Source organism: Candidatus Saccharibacteria bacterium (assembly GCA_034521515.1).
In the GTDB taxonomy this organism is placed as follows: domain Bacteria; phylum Patescibacteriota; class Saccharimonadia; order Saccharimonadales; family JAXHMH01; genus JAXHMH01.
In genome coordinates, this window is sequence record JAXHMH010000004.1 from 45,762 (window position 1) to 65,080 (window position 19,319).

A 19,319-nucleotide genomic window follows, 5' to 3' on the forward strand; every position below is an offset into this window, starting at 1 on the left:
ATTAACGGATAAAGCCCTGACCTTGGCTAAGTATTACCGTGACTACTAAAATAAGCATGACTGCGGTATCTAAAATTGGGTGGTGGAGCACGAAGTTTTCACTATCTTTGATAAGTTTATGTAATTTTAGTCCGTGGCGTATCAACATGAAGGTCGTTACTATACCGCTTAACAGCCCAACAGCAAAGAATATCCATGGTATTCTTCCGTTTGTCAGAGTCTCTACAAGCGCCACTTGTTTAACAGCTGGTTCAACTATCGGTTTATCTGAAGATATACCGGTGCCAGAAGTTGCCGGAAGCAATGGCGAATCTGATGTATCTTGTTGATTCTCTGAGGCTAATTCTAATGGTGTGGCGTACATTGCAACTACGATAGTTTGTGGGCCGTTTCCACGAAAGCTCTCCGTATTAACGTATCCAAATCCAACATCTTGATAGGAATTGTCGAGCATATTCTGTCGATGCGATGTGCTATTCATCCAGCCAGCAATGGTATGACGGCTGTTTCGGAAACCGTATGCCAAGTTTTCGCCGGCTCTGGTGTATTCATAAGCCGTTTCATCAATGAATATCCAAGGCTCCTCTCCATCAGGTGTGTTATGTGACCAATAATCACGATTGGCCATGTCATTTGCTTTTGCTTGGGCGGCTTTGGTTAGTTCATCGTTGAGTTTCAGGGGGTTAACATCATAAGCAGAACGCTGAGCATTGGTTGTTTGTAATAAATCAAGTGACGACATGCTGTTTGCGTAGGCTAATACATCTTGATTATTACGTGGCTGAATCCAGGTAATCAAAAAGCTGAATACGAGCACTAAGGCAATAGGTAGGTACGGCCAATAAACTTTTTTAAACAGCTTGGTGTGCTTGTGGTGCAAGCCATGGCGTTGTTTTTGTGTGTGGGTGTTGGTGTGGTGTGGCTTATGTGCCATATTACCTGACATTATACTACGTTTATGTTTTATTTCACTATAGACTGGCACGCGATGTTCAATAAAAGCGGCAGTGATATAACGCCATGGCGCACGCTTGTACGACGTTGAATGATTCTTTCTTGCCAAACATTGGAATTTGCAAGATTTTGTCAGATTTTGCAATTATCTCTGCCTCAAGCCCTTCAACTTCGCGACCGACTATGATTGCGACTCTGTCAGATGGATGGTAGTCAGGCATTGATAACGACTGTGGAGTTTGTTCTAGGGCGCAAATCTCGTATCCATCGTGACGAAGTTGCTCCATAACACGCTTAATGGAGCTATCGTGTGTCCAGTTTATAAACTCGTGAGACCCAAGTGCGGTTTTACTGATCTTCTTAGTGAGTTTGGTTTGTATATGCGGTAACCTAGTATCATTTGAGTTGGCTGGGTATGGCGTATAACCAGTAAGGTAAACTTTACGAGCACCAATACCTTCAGCAGTCCTGAGTAGTGAACCTACGTTATGGCAACTCCTGACATTATGAGCGATAAGTATAAGTGAGCGCATCTGCTATAGTTTAGCAGTTTTTATGTCCTCAAGGGCTAGTATAACGAGCTAGGCTTATGGTTAAATAGTCGCATGTCTCAGGATGCAAGACGAAATGAAGAACTGTCTACTCAAAGACGGGCTAGAATACTAGGCTTAGAGTATTTTGACACGTCAACACCTGATAAACAGTTATACAAAGATGTATTAAGTGTTGCAGAAATCAAGAACATGAAGGCCGTACCGCTATACTTCGATAAAGGCGTGATTCATTTTGGTATTACCAACACGACATCACAGCAGACCATGACCCAGTTAAGGCAACGGTTTTTAGATCAACGCATAACTTTTAAGCTCATTTCTGACATTGGTTATCGGGAGTATGTAAAGTTATACGACCCACCAAAGCAGGTCGTCTACCAGGACATAGCTATTAACAACGCTGGATCGGATGATCTTATTCAAAACGTATCGGCCACCTTGGAGCAGATACGAGCAGACGACATGTTGGCTTATTTGGTTCAACAAGCTCACAGATTAAGCGCATCCGACATTCATGTTGAAACTCAACGTGATCACGCTAGGATAAGATTGAGAATTGATGGCGTATTACACCCAATCGCAAAGCTTGGGCAAGAAAAGTATAGAGTATTGGTCTCGGCAATTGCTAGCGCGGGTAATATATCAACTGCCTCAAATGATGCCCAGCAGGGTCATATTTCACAACGTGTCAAAATGGCAGACGGCTCAGAAGTGGATGTAAATGTTCGACTGGAGACGGTTCCTACTATCAACCAGATGGACATTGTTATGCGGCTTTTTAGTATGGATGCCGATATGTATAAATTAGAAAAGCTTGGCCTCGCACCGGATCAGTTTCAGGTTGTCGAAGATATCATTCGTCGCCCGAGTGGTCTCGTGATGGCGGTTGGCCCGACCGGATCCGGCAAAACTACCACACTCTATTCAATACTTAATACGCTAAATAACGACGAACGGAAAATTATCACAATTGAAGACCCGGTAGAATATCAGTTTCCTGGAATTACTCAGATATCAGTATCGTCTCAAGGCGGCGGAGAAACAAACTTTGCAGATAAATTGCGTGCGGTATTAAGGTTGGATCCGGATATTGTCATGGTTGGTGAGATTCGTGATATGGACACCGCGAAGACAGCTTTGCAGGCGGCTCTAACCGGTCATCTTGTGCTTGCCACGTTTCATGCGTCATCTGCTGCAGCCGCCCTTACCAGGCTGGCGGATCTTATCGGCGAAAATCCATTGTTTGCATCGGCCATCCGTTTAGTAATGGCGCAAAGATTGGTTAGAAAACTTGATGAAAGTACTAAGCAACCGTATAGCCCCGATGAAAAGACCATGCATAAAATCCAGTCCATACTAGAGACATTACCCGCTACGGTTCAACAGCCTGACCTTACCAATCTACAGCTATATAAACCTGGCAGTTCAGCTGAAAATCCGTATGGCTATAGCGGGCAACTTGCTTTGCGTGAGCAATTTTTGATGGATGGAGAAGTCGGAAAGTTATTAGAACAGAGCAGTGCTACTCACATTACATCGCAACATGTTGAGGCAGCAGCGGTTAATAGTGGTATGCGCACTATGCTGCAAGACGGGATTCTACGTGTCGTAGCCGGTGAAACAACGCTTGATGAGTTGTATCGTGTTGTAGGCTAGCTTTATTTAGGTAATAACTTTACTTATAGCTGGGACAAGTCTATCGTCGAGAACGCTTGGAATAATACATTCCGGTGTCGGCTTAGAAACGAGGTTTGCAATGGTTTCTGCGGCGGCAATTTTGTGTTGATCAGTAATGTCTCGCACCTGATTATCGAGCGCTCCTCTGAAGATACCAGGGAAAGCTAAGGCGTTGTTGACTTGATTTGGGAAATCACTCCTACCAGTAGCCATAATAGCGACACCAGCTGCTGCAGCCTCATCAGGCATAATCTCGGGAACAGGGTTTGCCATAGCAAAAATAATCGGGTCATTAGCCATAGACTTAATCATGTTTTTTGAGAGTAAACCGGCTTTTGATACTCCAATAAAAATGTCGGCTCCGTTAAGGGCGTCGTTTAAAGTTCCATCAATATTGTGTTTGTTTGTGAAACTGAGGAGTCCTTGTTTTTGGGAATTCAAATCAGACCTTTTTTTAGAAATAATACCTTTACTATCGACTGCCAGGATTTCCGGTGAAGCATAGTGATGTAAAAGCTTAATTATTGCTGTCCCAGCTGCGCCAGCTCCAACGCAAACAATCCGGCAGTCGCTCAATTTTTTGCGAGTAATTTTCATAGCATTAATCAGTCCGGCCAAGACCACGACTGCGGTACCGTGTTGATCGTCGTGAAATACGGGAATTGGCAACTCTTTTTTGAGACGTTCTTCAACTTCAAAACAGATAGGTGCAGAGATGTCCTCAAGATTGATACCGCCAAAGCTTGGAGCAATCGCCTTAACAGCACTGACAATTTCATCCGCAGAATGGACGTCAAGAATAATCGGTACGGCATCAATATCGGCAAAGTGCTTAAACAGCATAGATTTACCTTCCATCACAGGGAGTGCTCCGTAAGGACCAATATCACCAAGTCCTAGTACGGCTGAACCGTCTGATATTACTGCTACGCAATTATTTAGCCATGTATACTCACGTGCTTTATCGGGATGCTCGGCCACAAACGACGACACGGCAGCCACGCCCGGTGTGTAGTAGGTACTAAGCTTGTCTGGTGAATTTAAATCGTCTTTTAGGCGTATCGACAATTTTCCCTTTAAAGATTTATGCTTTTTTAGTGCATGTTGTTTATAGTCCATGACTGTATTGTAGAATGAAAAGATGCCTCACACACTATTTATTTACTTTTAGTAATGTGTTATAGTATACGTTATAAGTGTAGGTCAGTTTGTCGGTAGACGTGGCTTAATGCTAAAAAAATAAAAAGCCGGCGCAAAGGTTGACCTCAGTAAGAATATAAGGTAAGGTTATTTGGTCATGCAATCTGTTATTGAAAAAATTGAGGCGAAGTACAAAAAACCGCAAGTTGTTGATGTACGTTCCGGTGACATGGTAAAAGTGCACCAGAAAATTCGTGAAGGAAGCAAAGAGCGAGTTCAGATATTTCAAGGACTTGTTATTCGAGTCGATCGTAAGAAAAGTCATACAGCGCGTATAACGGTTAGACGTTTGAGTAGCGGTGTTGGCGTAGAGAAAAGCTTTTTACTGCATAGTCCGCTTGTTACAAAAATTGAAGTCACCAAACGAAGTAAGGTGCGGAGAAACTATCTGACATACATGCGTGCTCGTACAGGAAAAGCTGCTCGTTTAACCGGTGTAGATTTTGATCGAGAATCTGTAAACGACATTCAAGATTTAGAAGCAGAAAAATCCGATACAGAAACTAAAGAAGTTAAAGCAGAAGAACCGGAAACAAAAGCAGCCGAAAAGACTGAACAAGAGTCTGGCGGCGACGATAAGGTCGCGCAGTCACAAGCAAAGCACGAAGAAAAAACCAACAAGTAATTTTCAAATCTTCCGACTAAGCTGTCTTTATTGAGTGGTATTTTGATATGCTTAATACATGATTGGGATTGATGAAGTTGGTCGTGGATGCTGGGCTGGACCTCTATTGGTTGTGGCAGCTCAAGCAAGATCAGATCTACCGACAGGTCTGGCTGACTCCAAAACCCTGAGTAAAAACACGAGAAACAAAATCTACGCTGAAATTATCAGAAGCTGTTCATTCTCAGAAGGTTGGGTACAACCTGAGGAAATCGATAACCTTGGGTTAACGCAGGCGATGAAGCTCGGTGTCGCTAGGGCGTTGTTGACGATTGGCGTCGATCACGACGAAGATATTATTATGGATGGTCACATTAACTATTGCCCGAGTCAGTATGTTAATGTTCAAACCGTAGTTAAGGCGGATAGTTTACATCCGATTGTTAGTGCGGCCAGTATATATGCTAAGGTTACGCGCGATGCTCATATGACAAGACTAGCTCAGTTTTATCCGATGTATGGTTTCGAACATCATGCCGGCTATGGCACAGAGTTGCATCGATCGGCGTTGCGGGTGCACGGCGTGAGTAAAATTCATCGGTTATCTTACAAACCAGTAAAAGCGTCTCTGGCCACATGACCAACTACTCGACTGGTCACGACGCCGAAAAACGAGCGGCACAATTCTTGAGTGATCAAGGTTTTAAAGTTCTAGAGCTTAATTGGCGCAACCGCTGGTGTGAAATCGATATTGTCGCAAAAAAGGACAAAGTGATCTACTTTACTGAAGTAAAATTTCGTCAAAACGGTGCAAACGGTTCCAGTTTGGATTACATAACACCAAAAAAGCTAAAGCAAATGGCGTTTGCGGCAGAGTTTTGGGTGAGTACGAACAAATATGACGGAGATTATTGTTTAGCAGCACTAGGTATCGACAACGAGCGGTTTACTTTGATTGATTTAATTGAATAAAGAAGTTTCGGATCTCTTTTAAATCACGTGTTTTCCAGGCGGATTGCCACTGCAAAACCTCTAGGCCTTGTTTATAAGAACGTTCCAGTGCTGGTGTCATACGAGCCTCAAAAAACTTTTTGTATTCAGGTATAAACGAGCTGTCGCTATGGACTCGTGCGACATATATGGGCATACGATGGAAGCTTAAATCTGTACCGATGTGTTTTTCCAACCAGCTCCAGTTTTTTTGTAGCCATTGCCACGTTTGTTCCCTGGCGTGCCGGTTCATGAAACTATAAGCTATCCAGTATATTACATCCTGGAGTCGAACTTTATCGCTAGTGATGTGTGAAAGCGCATTAGAAATGAGCTTGGGTTTTTCGAACCCAGTCAATGCAGCTGCTAGGGTGACACGTTCTTCACTTAAGGTAGATTCATCGTGCAATTTCATAATTTTTTCGAATTCTTTGGTGTCACCAAGACGCGCAACAGTCCCAAACACCACACCTCGCATATCTGGATCGATCTCATTGTATGTGCCGCTAGACCCTGGTTGAGTTAGTTTAGAGAATAGTTCTTGGCAACGGTCTACGACCCACGGCTCATCAGCACTGGCTGCCATGCCTAGGATGATAGGTCGTAACAATCGATCAAAATGAGTGTCCTGGTCTTGTTTTTCCCAGCCAAGGCGTTCCAGCTCAATGCTGACAAGCTCTCTAGTGTATGGTTTCATAGCTTCACGTAATTGTTCGTCATTCATTACTAGACGAATGTTGCCGAGTGCTCCAGAAATAATATCCCATACTGCATAGTTATCCTCGTGGTGCACATGACGTAGAAACTCTAGTGCATCGGCTGTGTCGGTTTGACCTGCTTTGGCTGTCTCAAACAGATCGCTGATTATTCCCAGACGGTCATTTGGCTCTAGATGTCCTGATTGGATCTCAGCGCCAAGTCGTTCTAAGTGTGAGCTGTTGTAAGCGGTTCGATAAAAACCACTTTGACCGGAATTCAACTTTAGATGATGAGAATCCTTTAGTTTAAACGACAAGGTAGCATCGACCATTTTATCTGGTATTTGGGGGTCACTCGTAAGGAGCGGTATCGGCCAAGTTGTGGGGGCTTCAGGAGTGTGTTGAGGGTTAAGATAAAAACGTTCTTGCTTCAGTGAGACTTCTCTATCTTGGTCGACGTTGGCACGTACTACCGGAAATCCAGGCTGCGACGTCCAGGATTGCATGAATTTTTTGACTGGCTTGCCGGAGATTGAGCCAAGTGCATCCCATAAGTCAACTGTATCTGTGTTGCCATAGGCATGCATTTCTAGATAATGGCGCAAGCCATCGCGGAAGTTGTCTGAGCCAAGGAACTGATGCAGCATTCGGATAACGCTGGCACCTTTGTTATAGCTAATAGTGTCAAAAATAGTCCTAATTTCGTCAGGCTGTTTAACCTCAACTTCTATAGGATGTGTGTATTCCAGGGCGTCAAGCCTGAATGCCGGTTGCTGTTCGTCTACAGTAAACTGGGTCCACATTTGCCACTCGGGGAACAAGTGGTCGACTGCCATGTATTCAATCCAGCTGGCAAATCCTTCATTTAGCCATAAATCCGTCCACCACCGCATGGTGACCAAGTTACCAAACCATTGGTGTGCAAGCTCGTGTGCCACAACCATTGCTACGTATTGTTTGTTTGATAGTGAAGTGTTTTGTGGGTCAACGAGTAGTGTCTGTTCGCGGTATGTAATGAGACCCCAGTTTTCCATTGCACCTGAGGCAAAGTCCGGTAGGGCAATCATGTCACATTTTACCAACGGATAGTCGATACCAAAGTAATCATTATAAAACTCCAGACATTTAACAGCGACGTCAAGCGCGAACTCAGTAAACCCAACGTTGTCTGGTGTAGCGTACGTACGAACCTTCACTCCGTCTTTTGTCTTAGCTTCTATATAATCTAGCTCTCCGTAAGCAAAAGCCAAAAGATACGTACTCATAACAGGAGTGGTTTCAAACGTTGTGGTCGTGGTCGTCTTGGAGGTGGTTTGCTTTTTGACAGGAGTGTTTGCCAAAACGGTCTCACCTTGTGGTGTGGTTAACGTCAGGTCAAAAGTAGCTTTTGCTTCTGGTTCATCAACACACGGAAAAACTTCGCGGGCGTGGTGACTTTCAAACTGCGTGGCGATAAGTTGTTTATTTTCTCCATCATGGGTAAACGAGCAGGGGTACATGCCGTTCATAGCTTTGGTTATGGTTCCGTGGAAAGTCAACTCTATAGTGTAGTATCCAGGGTATAGTATCTGGTCGGTGTGTAATCTGACTTCATCGTAACGTCGGTGCTGATTGATCCGTTCAATTTCAATATCGGTGTCTGTCTTTCGATCATGTTTAACGATCGTGCATGATGTTATGGTTAAGCCGGACTGGTGCAGTGTGATACGTTGACTTGGCCGGCCAACTTTTTTCCCATACAGAGTAACGCGACCAGAGAATCTCATAGATTCACGGTCTGGTGAAATTTTCAGTTTGTACTTAGTCGGTTGAAATTGGTTATACAACCGACGGACAGCTTTTTTACTCATTCACAGTATCTTATCATGATAAAGAGAAGATTAGTTTTGTGTGATTGACAACAGAAACTAAGAGACGTATGATTATATGGAGTATCCGGCCGAGCAGGTCGGATTTTTTCATAAAGACGATAGTAAATAACAAGGAAACAAATTATGGATTTTAAACAACTAGCAGTAGCGATAAAAGCTATTGCCGAGGAAAAAAATTTACCGGAAGATGCAGTTCAGGAAGTAGTCGAGCAAGCGCTGGCTGCAGCGTATCGTCGAGATTACGGTGATCGTGAGCAAGATGTGCGCGTTCGTATGAACATAAACACTGGTAAGGTTCAAGCCTTTGTCACAAAAGAGATTGTTAGTAAAGTCTCTGACGAGCGTTTTGAAATTAGTTTGAAGGACGCACAGGCACAAAAGAAAAATGCCAAGGCTGGTGAAACAATTGAAATTGAAGAACCGATTGAGAATTTCGGTAGGGTTGCCGCTCAGACTGCCAAGCAAGTCGTATTACAGCGTCTTCGTGAAGCAGAACGAGAAATTATCATGAATGAGTATCAGGATAAGATTGGAACAGTCATTAACGGGATTGTGGCACGCGTTGAAGGTAACATCGTTCGGGTAGATTTAGGTAAAACACAAGGTATGTTGCCCCGTAGCGAACAGATACAGGGTGAGCGTTACTTCCCAGGACAACGCGTAAAAGTATTTCTCAAAGATGTGGAGCGTGGTTTTCGCGGGCCGCAGCTCATACTTTCTAGAGGAAATACTGAGTTTGTGGAATGGCTGTTTAGAGCCGAAGTTCCGGAAATGGAAAACGGAGCCGTAGAGATTAAGGGTATAGCCCGAGAAGCTGGTGTCCGAAGCAAAATCGCCGTATATAGTAGTGTGCCCGGTGTTGATCCGGTCGGTACGTTTGTCGGTGGGCATGGAACTAGAGTTAATGCAGTTATGTCAGAAATTGGTGAACAGGAGAAAATTGACATTGCGGTTTGGGACGAAGATCCAGCCACCTATATCACGAATGCATTGAGTCCTACTAAAGTCACTAAGGTTGTGATCGACGAAAAAAATAAGAAAGCCCAGGTTGTAGTCCCGGAAGATCAGCTGAGCATTGCCATTGGTAAAAGCGGGCAAAATGTTCGGCTCGCCAGTAAGCTAACTGGTTATGAGCTTGATATCATTGCAGAAACGGCTGCCGCTCAACAAAAAGAGACTAAAACCAAAGAAGAGCCAAAGCAAGGTCAGAAACTCAAAAGGAAAACAGAGCTAGAAAGTTCTCTGCTAAATGCGATAGAAGAACACGGCGAGTAATATAGCCGGTTACTACACCCTTTGTGGTGAATAATGTTTTTTGAGCATCCGGTTTTGAGTAGGGCTATATTTCGACACAAGACAATATTGTTGTTTCATCGATAAAAATCTGGAGTTTTTGTAAATAGGATTTAACAGTCAGAGTTAGCACTCTTGACCCGTGAGTGCCAATTGCTATAATAGATTCTGAGCGGTAGACAATAGTAGTATGAAAACTAGTATGGAGACCGCGATGGAGGGATAGTAAAACAATTATGCACGAATCAGCAGATTTTCAAGAATTTTTAAATAACCTAACGGATAATGCGCTGCAAAGTCTAAAACATGCAGATGCTATTGCACGTGGTTTTGGTAGCGCCTATGTCGGTACGGAACATTTATTACTGGGTGTATTGGCTCAGGACTCCAGTATCGGTGCTAAAATCCTGGATGATGCCGGTGTAACACTCGATAGAGCTCGTTTAGCACTGAACTTATCGCCCAAAACGTTAGTCATAAACATGGGAGCCAAGGGTCTCAGCGAGACGGCTAAACTAACACTGCGCATGGCATACGATGTTGCACAGGATTTTAATCAAGAGTTTTGTGGTACGGAGCACATTCTCTACAGTATTTTGAGCCAAAAGAATGCCAAAGCGACCTTGCTACTAAAAGACATGAATGTTGATGTTGATAAGTTGGTAACAGAGCTAGAACAGTTCTTAAACCGTCAGCAATATGAGAATGATGGCGATAAAACTTCTGAAAATCGCCGTCGTGGCAAAAAGCAACGCAAGACAGTGCTGGATTTTTACGGAACTGATCTCACTGCCCAAGCCCGTCAAAAAAAGCTTGATCCTGTCGTTGGACGCGAACCACAAATACGACGCTTAATAACTATTTTGAATCGACGAACTAAAAATAATCCGGTTTTGATTGGTGAGCCTGGGGTTGGTAAGACCGCCATTGTTGAAGGTCTTGCCCAGCGTATTATAGTCGAAGATGTACCTGACAGTTTGCTTGATAGACGGATTATTATGTTAGATCTTGCAGGAATGATTGCCGGAACTAAGTATCGCGGTGAGTTTGAGGAACGTCTGAAAAAAGTGATGCAAGAATTAGAGAGCGACAAAAAAACGATAGTATTTATCGATGAAATGCACTTGATCGTTGGGGCTGGTGCAGCCGAAGGCGCAATGGATGCAGGAAATATCCTAAAACCTGCGTTAGCACGTGGGCGAATTCAGGTAATCGGCGCCACGACAACTGATGAATACACTAAGCATGTAGAGAAAGACGCTGCACTAGAACGACGGTTCCAGCCGATTCAGGTACCGGAGGCGACTATTCCGGAAACGCTTGCAATCTTGAAAGGCTTGCGTAAGCATTACGAGAAATTCCATAGCGTTAAAATCAGTGACGAAGTTCTTGAAGACACCGTTAATTTTGCAAAACGCTATATTAATGATCGATTCATGCCGGACAAAGCAATAGATTTATTAGATGAGACTGCCGCACATCTACGGGTCGATAAAGGGAAGACTCCGCCAGAAATGAGGCGGCTACAAAAGGAGCTAAAACTTGTTAATAATCGCATCGAAGATGCAGTGGACGCTGAAGACTATGAAAGAGCCGCGAAAGCAAAACAACGAGCCAGTCAAATAAATGGAGAGATAAAGAAATTACAGGCAAAAGGTAAAGCGGTTAATACTATAAACATGACAAGCGACAACGTAGCAGACGTTGTTGCGCGAATGACAGGTGTACCGGTAACGAAGGTTATTAAAGCTGAGGCAAAACATTTATTAAATTTGGAAAAGAAGCTTGGGAAGTACGTTATAGGCCAAGACGAGGCCGTTGAAGTCGTTGCCCGAGCAGTTCGTCGCAATCGTGTTGGTATTAGCTCAGACAAGCGACCAATCGGCTCATTTATTTTCCTTGGTCCTACGGGCGTAGGAAAGACAGAGCTGGCTCGTGTTCTGGCTAGGGAATTTTTCGGGTCTGACGATGCACTGATTAAAATTGATATGAGTGAGTTTAATGAACGACACACCAGTTCACGGCTTGTCGGCTCCCCAGCGGGGTATGTCGGTTATGACGATGGCGGCGAGTTAACTGACAAGATACGTCGACAGCCGTATAGTCTTGTGCTACTTGATGAGATTGAAAAGGCTCACCCAGATGTGTTTAATATGCTGTTACAGATACTAGAAGATGGTGTACTGACAGATGCAAAGGGTCGCAAGATTGATTTTTCTAACACCATTGTCATTATGACCAGCAACCTAGGCGCTGAAAAATTACAAAAAGAAGCCAATTTTGGCTTCCAAGCTACGCGTCCAGAGGATATGGACAATCTAGATGAACTACATGCGGCCAATAAAGATAAGGTGCTTGATGAATTAAAAAACATGTTGCGACCAGAGCTTCTCAATCGGATCGACAAAGTAGTCGTATTCCGTGCGCTAACCAAAAAGGACGTATTGAGAATTTTGGATTTGCAATTGTCGGAGTTGCGAGATCGGCTCATACAACACGGACTTGGCCTAAAAGTGACTAATAAAGCCAAGGAATACTTACTGGAACATGGTTATGATGCTCAAAACGGTGTCCGACCATTGAGACGGCTTCTGGCTGATACAATCGAAGATCACATTGCGCTTGAACTGCTTGATGACAAGTATCCCAAAGGCAGTATTGTTAATGTTGGAACAAAACAAAACGAACTGCAGTTTAGTGCAAAACACGAAACTGCCGGCACGCGTTAATCCTAAAGTGCTAAAATAAATCAGTAACATGAGATATATAAATAGGTTTTTATCGTTTGGTTTGACGCTGTTGCTACTGGCTGCACCTGTTGTTTTGTTCTTGCAACGCTACGAAATCATGGATTGGTGGCGACTGCGTGACTATGATCCGCCAGCCAGGATTGCAGAACTGGCCGACAACACAGCCATGACCGAATATGGCAAGCGGTTGTTTTTTGTGCATGATCCCGTGTTGAGTGAACGCGACACATTCTCTGCCAGTTGCCCAGGCTTCGAGGAAACTATCATTTTGGGATGTTATATACCACACCGTGCGATTTATATTTTCAATGTTGAGGATGAAAGACTTGACGGAATCGAGGAAGTTACCGCTGCACACGAGATGTTGCATGCAGTATACGATCGCCTACCAAGCCGCGAGAAAACCAGAGTCGAGGATTTACTCGATAAGGCTTTATCCGAAGTAAAAAGCGAGCGGGTACTAAAAACGGTTGCTTCGTATGAAAAGCGCGACCCTTTGATTGTAACCAACGAACTTCACTCTATTTTGGGGACTGAAGTAGAAAACTTGCCAAATGAATTGGAAGAATACTATAGCCAATATTTTTTTGATCGAGGCCGTGTCGTAGCGTACGCTCAACAATACGAAGATGTCTTTGTGGCTCAGCAACAAAGGCTCGATGAATTGCAGCATAAAATAACGCAAAATACGGAACAGTTGGCAGGTCTTCGGCAGGAAATTGAAATGACAGAAAGCCGGCTGCGCGACGAGTCTGAACGACTCGACCAGCTAAGAAGCAACAACCAAACAACCCAGTATAACGCTGCAGTTTCAGGCTACAACGCACAAGTAAACGCCTATAAGGATATTGTTAATTCATATAACTCTCAGGTGGAGACGGTTAATAAGCTTATTGAAGAATACAACAAAGCTGCAGTTCAGCAAAAGCAACTATTCGACGCGATTGACAGCCGGCCACAAACTCTTTAAGGTCTGCTACACTACTTCTGTATGGCAAAAAAAGACGCTGCTAAATATGTATGTAATCAATGTGGTGCCGCTAGTGGCACTTGGAGTGGACGTTGTCATGCTTGCGGTGAGTGGAATTCAGTAGAGGAACGTATAGTTATAAATGACGATCGACTGCAGAAAGGTCAGCCGTTAAAATCAACCCGGTTGAAAGATACGCTTAAAACAGATAATCCGCGGCTGGTGAGCGATATGTCTGAAGTTGATACCGTATTGGGTGGCGGTTTGGTGCGTGGTAGCGTGACTTTGATTGCCGGTCAGCCAGGCATCGGTAAAAGCACTTTGTTAATGCAGGTTTCTCATGCAATCTCTAAAAACGCACGTGTACTGTATGTGAGCGGAGAAGAATCAGGCCACCAAGTTGGTATGCGAGCAAAACGGCTCGGCATGCACCAGGACACACTACTAATAACTACTAGTACAAGTGCTGATGATGTTAGCGCTACCATCATGAGTGGCGACTACGACTTAGTTGTCGTTGATTCAATCCAAACAATGACAGTAGATGGAGTTACGTCAGCTGCCGGTTCGGCTAGTCAGATAACCAATAGCACCCATGTACTATCTGCGGCAGCAAAACATGTCAATACCGCACTGTTGTTGGTTGGTCATGTAACAAAAGAGGGGTCTATTGCTGGACCAAAGCTATTAGAACATGTAGTTGATGTCGTGTTACAGCTAGAAGGGGATCGTTACGGAGGATTTAAAGTGCTTCGGGCAATAAAGAACCGTTACGGTTCCACGACTGAAGCAGGTATTTTTGAAATGACAGAAACAGGTATGCACCCGGTAGATAATCCCTCAGCGGCACTCTTGGCTGAACGTCAAGTTACTGACGGCTCAATCGTGCTAGCTACATTGGAAGGTACCAGGCCGCTGCTCGTAGAGGTTCAGGCACTTGTAAATAAAACGAGTTATGGATACCCCAAACGCGCAGCTAGCGGCGTTGATTTAAATCGGATAAATTTGTTGGTTGCCATGCTTGAGCGCAGAACCAAACTACAGCTTGCTGATCAGGATATATATGTCAATATTGTCGGCGGTATTAAGTTAGTCGAACCAGCGGCAGATCTAGCGATCGTCATGGCAATTGCAAGTGCCAGTAGAGGATTTCAGTTGAAGCAAAATGCTGTAGTGTTTGGTGAAGTCGGATTATCTGGCGAAGTTCGACATGTTCCATTTATTGACAAACGTATCGCTGAAGCCAAGAAACTCGGGTTTAATGAGTTTATCGGGCCACACGCAAAAGGTAAGCAAGTGAAGGGCTATCATGTTGTTTACGACGCAAAAGAGGCGCTAAACAAATATCTTTCCAAAGAATAGGCCAAAATCCGTCATGGTCGTCATGGTTAGTTAGATATCAATAATATATCGAGGCAAGACAGCTAATCAACGGTGACTTTGGCGGATTCGTTACCCTCACTGTCACGTGCAAATACATCTATGCCCTCTTCTAGATCATCCGGCGGGCTTGAGAGAGCATGCACCGTCTGCCGAACCATCACATATCAGTGAGTTATCGTCTGAGCGTCGAATCTCTACAGTGCCGACACCACCACTCCAACTAAAATCTGTCTGCAGGCCATTCGATTCGGCGCTAGTAATTTCAAGCTGTGCCGCTTGTTCAATAGATGAGAGTTTCATGGTATCGGAGCCATCATACAAAACACTGTCGATTACCTCCACTTTGAGCGTACGTGTTCCGTCATAATTGGGTTTGTAGTTGAAAGTTGGTACCGCTCCGCCGCTTGTAATAGTATAATTTTTGACTGTTTCGCCATTGATAGTGAAGCGTACCGTTCCAGGAAAATCTTCGCTATGCAACGGGTGTGTTCCGGCCTCTACGATTGCTCCGATTGAATAACCAGTGCCAGTTTCCGTGACATTAAGCGCCACAGACGGCTTAATGTCATTACAATCATGTACGTCGTCTTGTTCACTGCTGTCAAAATCCTGATTTACGAAGGTGTCGCCAGAAAATCTTGAAGCATCTCCGCCGGTTACTTCCTCGCGTGCACGTGGCGGTGTGCATTCGGTGGCTAATTTTTTAGACACAACATCAATCGTCTGCCGTTCGTTGCTGATGTTTTTGCCATACCACGAAGGATAAATATCTCGTTCAGGGCTAGGTTCAATAGAACTAGCTCCTACGTGGTTTCTGACAATAAACGCGGGAAGCACTTGTATACCCTCCGGTCGTGGACGCTCTTTTGGCTCCAAGTCACGGTGAATAGCTTCCATCCAGCCCTGCAAAATTGGCTGTGTCATATTTTCCATAAAACCAGTCATTTCGACTTGGCGATTATGATAGCCAACCCAGACACCTGCTGAATATTGTGTCGAGTAACCCATCATCCAGCCATCTTTCGAGTCATTGGTCGTTCCGGTTTTAACCGAAAATCGATGTCCATTAAAATTGTGTGGTTTACGCGACATATAACTGGCTCGTGGGTCTGCTAGTATATCAGACACAATATACGCACTATCTTCGCGTACGACTTGTTCACCCGGTGTTGGTTCCCATTCATCAACAATCGTGCCTGAGGCATCTTCGATGCGTAGTATGTATGTTTGATCGATTTTGTTTCCATTACGCGAAATAGTACTAAAAGCGTGAACGTGTTCATCCAGGCGTAAGTAAGCCCCATCTCCTATAGCAGAAGAGGCGTAACAAGGTCCAGGGTTGGTAAGCGCGTCATCCAGATAACAATTGTAGCCGCTTTCAAGTCCTAATTTTTCGGCAGTTTCAATTGTCGTATCAACGCCTGCAATCAACATTGCTTTTACAGCTGGGACGTTTCGTGAACCACCAAGAGCATACCGTAGTGTTAACGGGCCTGGGTAGCGCCGGTCGTAGTTTCTTAAGCAATTGCTGGCATTTGTACAAGGATAGCCATCAATTGGTCCGCGCGTGTCGTACAGCACCGATCCGGCGCCGAAGTCTTCGCTACTTTCCATAAGTGACAAATAATCATACGGTTTGAAACTGGATCCCGGAGGTAATTGCATACGTGCATAGTTATTTTGCCCGTATACGTCATTATCGAAGTCTGTGCCACCGACGAGCGCCACAACGTGGCCAGTATCCACCTCTTCGGCGACAAAGGCGATAGAATCACCTCCCTGTCGTTGAACCTGCGGCAATCCGGCGGCGACTTGCTCTTCAGCCTCGCGCTGTTTATCCAGGTCAAGCGTAGTAATGACCTTCCATCCGCCGCACTGTACGGTTTCTTCGCATCGTTCTTGAAGTCGTTCTTTAGCAGTTAAGACGAACCACGGCGCGGTAATATTATCGTATTTAAAACGTCTGGTTGTAATTTTGGCTAAGGTGTCAGTATCCTTTGCTTCGTCACGTTCTTCAGATGTAATGTAGTCTTGTTCTGCCATGAGATCGAGAATGTAATGCTGCCGGCCGATTAGGCGCTCTTGATTATAGTTAGCCCCGTAAGGCGAAAGAAATGTCGGAGATTGCGGAATTGCGGCCAAAAAGGCAGCTTCATCAAGCGTAATTTTACTAGCTGGTTTATCGAAATAATCTTGCATTGCGGCTTCAACACCGTAAGTTATATCACCATAAGGAGCCGTGTTGAGGTACCCCACTAATATTTCTTGTTTGGTATAGGTGCGCTCTAGCTCAACTGCCAAAATGAGCTCCTTAATTTTTCTGGTATAGGTTCGATCTTCAGTCCATTCTTGAGTGAGCTTAACCAGTTGTTGTGTGACGGTTGAGCCACCTTGAGTTGTCTCGCCATCGGTTATATTGGCAACGGCTGCTCTCGTTATGCCTCGAACATCAAAACCGCCATGACTGAAAAACTCCTGATCTTCAATTGCAATTGTGGCGTCTTTCATAACTTGGGCAATTTCATCGTCTTCTACGGGTACGCGTTTGACTGCATCGTAATCTTCCCATAACAAGTTCTCTCCGGTACGGTCATAGTAACGAATACTTCCGCCGATGTTGTTTCCGGATATATCCCTAAGATTCGGCAAATCTTTTCTGAAATAGGCAAAAAGCCCGACAAGCGTCAAAAAACCGGCGATAATACAAATGCCAGTAACTTTAAGCGCCATAATGCCGCCCTCGCGGCTAAACCAGTACCTGTACATGCGTTTAGGGTGTAGACGATAAAAGAAACGTTTAATACGGGTTTTGGGCATTCCGGCAAGTCGTAGAGCTTTTCGGCGAGCACGAGCGTCGCGACTAGCGTGCCACTTGTCGGCTAGCGAGCGATTGAGTTTTATCGTCTTGCCGTTTTTTGTCTTGAAAGTATTCTTTGACTTCCGAGTAGATGAACTCGCACGCTTTACGGGCGTACGTTTCTTATTCTTATTTTTCATAGATCTTTAAAGATGTAATCTCCCTTTCCCTAAAGCCATAATCAGCTTACGCATTATTATAGCAAATATCCTTATGAAACAAGCAAAAATTTAACAGATTATACAGTGGTACGGTATACTGGTGGCATATGAAGAAAAAATTATCGGAAGAACTATCGTGGCGCGGTTTCGTTAACCAGACCACATATACAGATTTACGTAAAATTGATACCACAACCATAACTTTTTATTGGGGTGTCGATCCAAGCGCATCCTCAATGACGGTCGGGAATTTGGCTATTGCTATGATGGTGCGCCATTTTATTGATTACGGTCACAAGCCAGTGCTGCTGGTGGGTGGTGCAACCGGTCTAATTGGTGACCCTGACGGTAAGACACGGGAACGTGATCTTATTACCAAGGAAGAAGTCGAGCGCAATAAAGCCGGCATTGTTGCGCAGTATAAACAAATATTTGATGGACTAGATATAGAAGTGGTTGATAATTACGATTGGTTCAAAGACATCGGGTATCTACAATTCCTGCGCGATATCGGCAAACATGTTCCCATGCGCCAGATGCTTGGCCGTGATTTTGTACAATCTCGACTCAGTGAGGGCGGTGCCGGTATAAGCTACGCAGAGTTCAGCTATGCGCTGATTCAAGGTTATGATTTTTTGCATCTTCATAAAAAGAAAGGTGTAGACTTGCAGGTTTGTGGGTCTGACCAGTGGGGAAACAGTATTGCGGGCGTCGACTTGGTTAGACGGCTCACCGGCGATGCTGTTCATGTATGGTCCGCTCCTCTCGTAGTTAATAAATCTACAGGTACAAAATTCGGAAAGTCCGAGGATGGAGCGATATGGCTTGACAATTCGTTAACCAGTGTCTATAAGTTTTACCAATTTTGGCTTAATGTTGATGATATAAGCGTTGAAGATTTCTTAAAGATATATACCTTACTTTCAAAAGATGAAATTTTAGCAACTATGGAGCAGTTCCAAAATGATCGTGGAAGTCGTGCCGCACAGAAGGTACTGGCTTTTGAAGTTACTAAACTTGTGCACGGTCAAAAACGAGCGCAGACGGTAAAAAGCGCCAGTGATGCGTTGTTTGGGCAAGGCAGATTTCATGATTTAGACGAGCAAGCCATCAAGGTACTCAAGCAGGAACTACCAGTTGTTAAAGCCAGTGAGGATATATACGACGTTCTAGTGTCAGCAAACTTAGCTCAGTCTAAATCTGAAGCTCGGACCTTTGTTCAATCAGGTGCTATATCGTTGAACGGAAATAAACTTACATCAGACAGCGTGTCGTTTGAACCCGGTAATAATATATTAAAACGCGGCAAAAATGCCTGTGCAATCGTAGTGGCTTAGGCTACTTTACTGCTATACTC

Annotated in this window: 14 protein-coding genes; 9 read left to right on the plus strand and 5 right to left on the minus strand. The window is 44.3% G+C overall.

The genetic code is table 11. From position 1 onward, the window contains the following. Position 1: 1 nt before the first annotated feature. Positions 2-934, minus strand: a complete 933-nt coding sequence (locus tag U5K77_04030) for a CAP domain-containing protein (protein MDZ7744893.1) — start codon at positions 932-934, stop codon at positions 2-4. Between the two features lie 58 nt (positions 935-992). Then, positions 993-1,487, minus strand: a complete 495-nt coding sequence (locus U5K77_04035) for a TrmH family RNA methyltransferase (protein MDZ7744894.1) — start codon at positions 1,485-1,487, stop codon at positions 993-995. Between the two features lie 72 nt (positions 1,488-1,559). Between U5K77_04035 and U5K77_04040 the strand changes: the two genes are divergently transcribed. Continuing rightward, positions 1,560-3,164, plus strand: coding sequence for an ATPase, T2SS/T4P/T4SS family (locus U5K77_04040; GenBank protein ID MDZ7744895.1), 1,605 nt, complete (start codon positions 1,560-1,562; stop codon positions 3,162-3,164). A gap of 6 nt (positions 3,165-3,170) precedes the next feature. Here U5K77_04040 and U5K77_04045 read toward each other — a convergent pair whose 3' ends face one another. Then, on the minus strand, positions 3,171-4,304 hold the full coding sequence (locus U5K77_04045; GenBank protein MDZ7744896.1) for an NADP-dependent malic enzyme: 1,134 nt from the start codon (positions 4,302-4,304) through the stop codon (positions 3,171-3,173). Positions 4,305-4,482: 178 nt separating this feature from the next. On the opposite strand from U5K77_04045, the gene rplS reads away from it, so the two are divergent. The 3 genes from rplS to U5K77_04060 are packed head-to-tail and all read left to right on the plus strand — an operon-like array spanning position 4,483 to position 5,961. Further along, entirely contained in the window at positions 4,483-5,010 is a 528-nt protein-coding gene (gene rplS / locus U5K77_04050) for a 50S ribosomal protein L19 (protein ID MDZ7744897.1), read from the plus strand. Positions 5,011-5,068: 58 nt separating this feature from the next. Then, on the plus strand, positions 5,069-5,629 hold the full coding sequence (locus tag U5K77_04055) for a ribonuclease HII (GenBank protein ID MDZ7744898.1): 561 nt from the start codon (positions 5,069-5,071) through the stop codon (positions 5,627-5,629). After that, entirely contained in the window at positions 5,626-5,961 is a 336-nt protein-coding gene (locus U5K77_04060) for a YraN family protein (GenBank protein ID MDZ7744899.1), read from the plus strand. The genes U5K77_04055 and U5K77_04060 overlap by 4 nt, the downstream gene beginning before the upstream one ends. Here the strand turns inward: U5K77_04060 and U5K77_04065 are convergent. Further along, the gene (locus U5K77_04065; protein MDZ7744900.1) at positions 5,936-8,527 is read right to left on the minus strand and encodes a M1 family metallopeptidase; all 2,592 of its coding nucleotides are present in this window, start codon (positions 8,525-8,527) and stop codon (positions 5,936-5,938) included. The two genes, U5K77_04060 and U5K77_04065, sit on opposite strands and share 26 nt — an antisense overlap. A gap of 144 nt (positions 8,528-8,671) precedes the next feature. Between U5K77_04065 and nusA the strand changes: the two genes are divergently transcribed. The 4 genes from nusA (at position 8,672) to radA (ending at position 14,923) form a co-directional block, all read left to right on the plus strand. Next, complete coding sequence (gene nusA, locus U5K77_04070; protein MDZ7744901.1) at positions 8,672-9,823, plus strand: transcription termination factor NusA; 1,152 nt, start codon at positions 8,672-8,674, stop codon at positions 9,821-9,823. 254 nt (positions 9,824-10,077) lie between these two features. Continuing rightward, a complete protein-coding gene (locus tag U5K77_04075) occupies positions 10,078-12,570 on the plus strand; it encodes an ATP-dependent Clp protease ATP-binding subunit (protein MDZ7744902.1) in 2,493 nt (830 codons plus the stop codon). Between the two features lie 28 nt (positions 12,571-12,598). Beyond that, positions 12,599-13,561 carry a hypothetical protein gene (locus U5K77_04080; protein ID MDZ7744903.1) on the plus strand — a complete coding sequence of 321 codons (963 nt, stop codon included), beginning with the start codon at positions 12,599-12,601 and terminating at the stop codon, positions 13,559-13,561. A 21-nt stretch (positions 13,562-13,582) separates the two neighbouring features. Further along, on the plus strand, positions 13,583-14,923 hold the full coding sequence (gene radA / locus U5K77_04085; GenBank protein ID MDZ7744904.1) for a DNA repair protein RadA: 1,341 nt from the start codon (positions 13,583-13,585) through the stop codon (positions 14,921-14,923). Positions 14,924-15,058: 135 nt separating this feature from the next. Here radA and U5K77_04090 read toward each other — a convergent pair whose 3' ends face one another. Next, the gene (locus U5K77_04090) at positions 15,059-17,941 is read right to left on the minus strand and encodes a transglycosylase domain-containing protein (GenBank protein MDZ7744905.1); all 2,883 of its coding nucleotides are present in this window, start codon (positions 17,939-17,941) and stop codon (positions 15,059-15,061) included. 128 nt (positions 17,942-18,069) lie between these two features. On the opposite strand from U5K77_04090, the gene tyrS reads away from it, so the two are divergent. Continuing rightward, positions 18,070-19,299: a tyrosine--tRNA ligase gene (gene tyrS / locus U5K77_04095; protein MDZ7744906.1), complete on the plus strand. Its 1,230-nt coding sequence runs from the start codon at positions 18,070-18,072 to the stop codon at positions 19,297-19,299. Positions 19,300-19,319 lie beyond the last annotated feature (20 nt).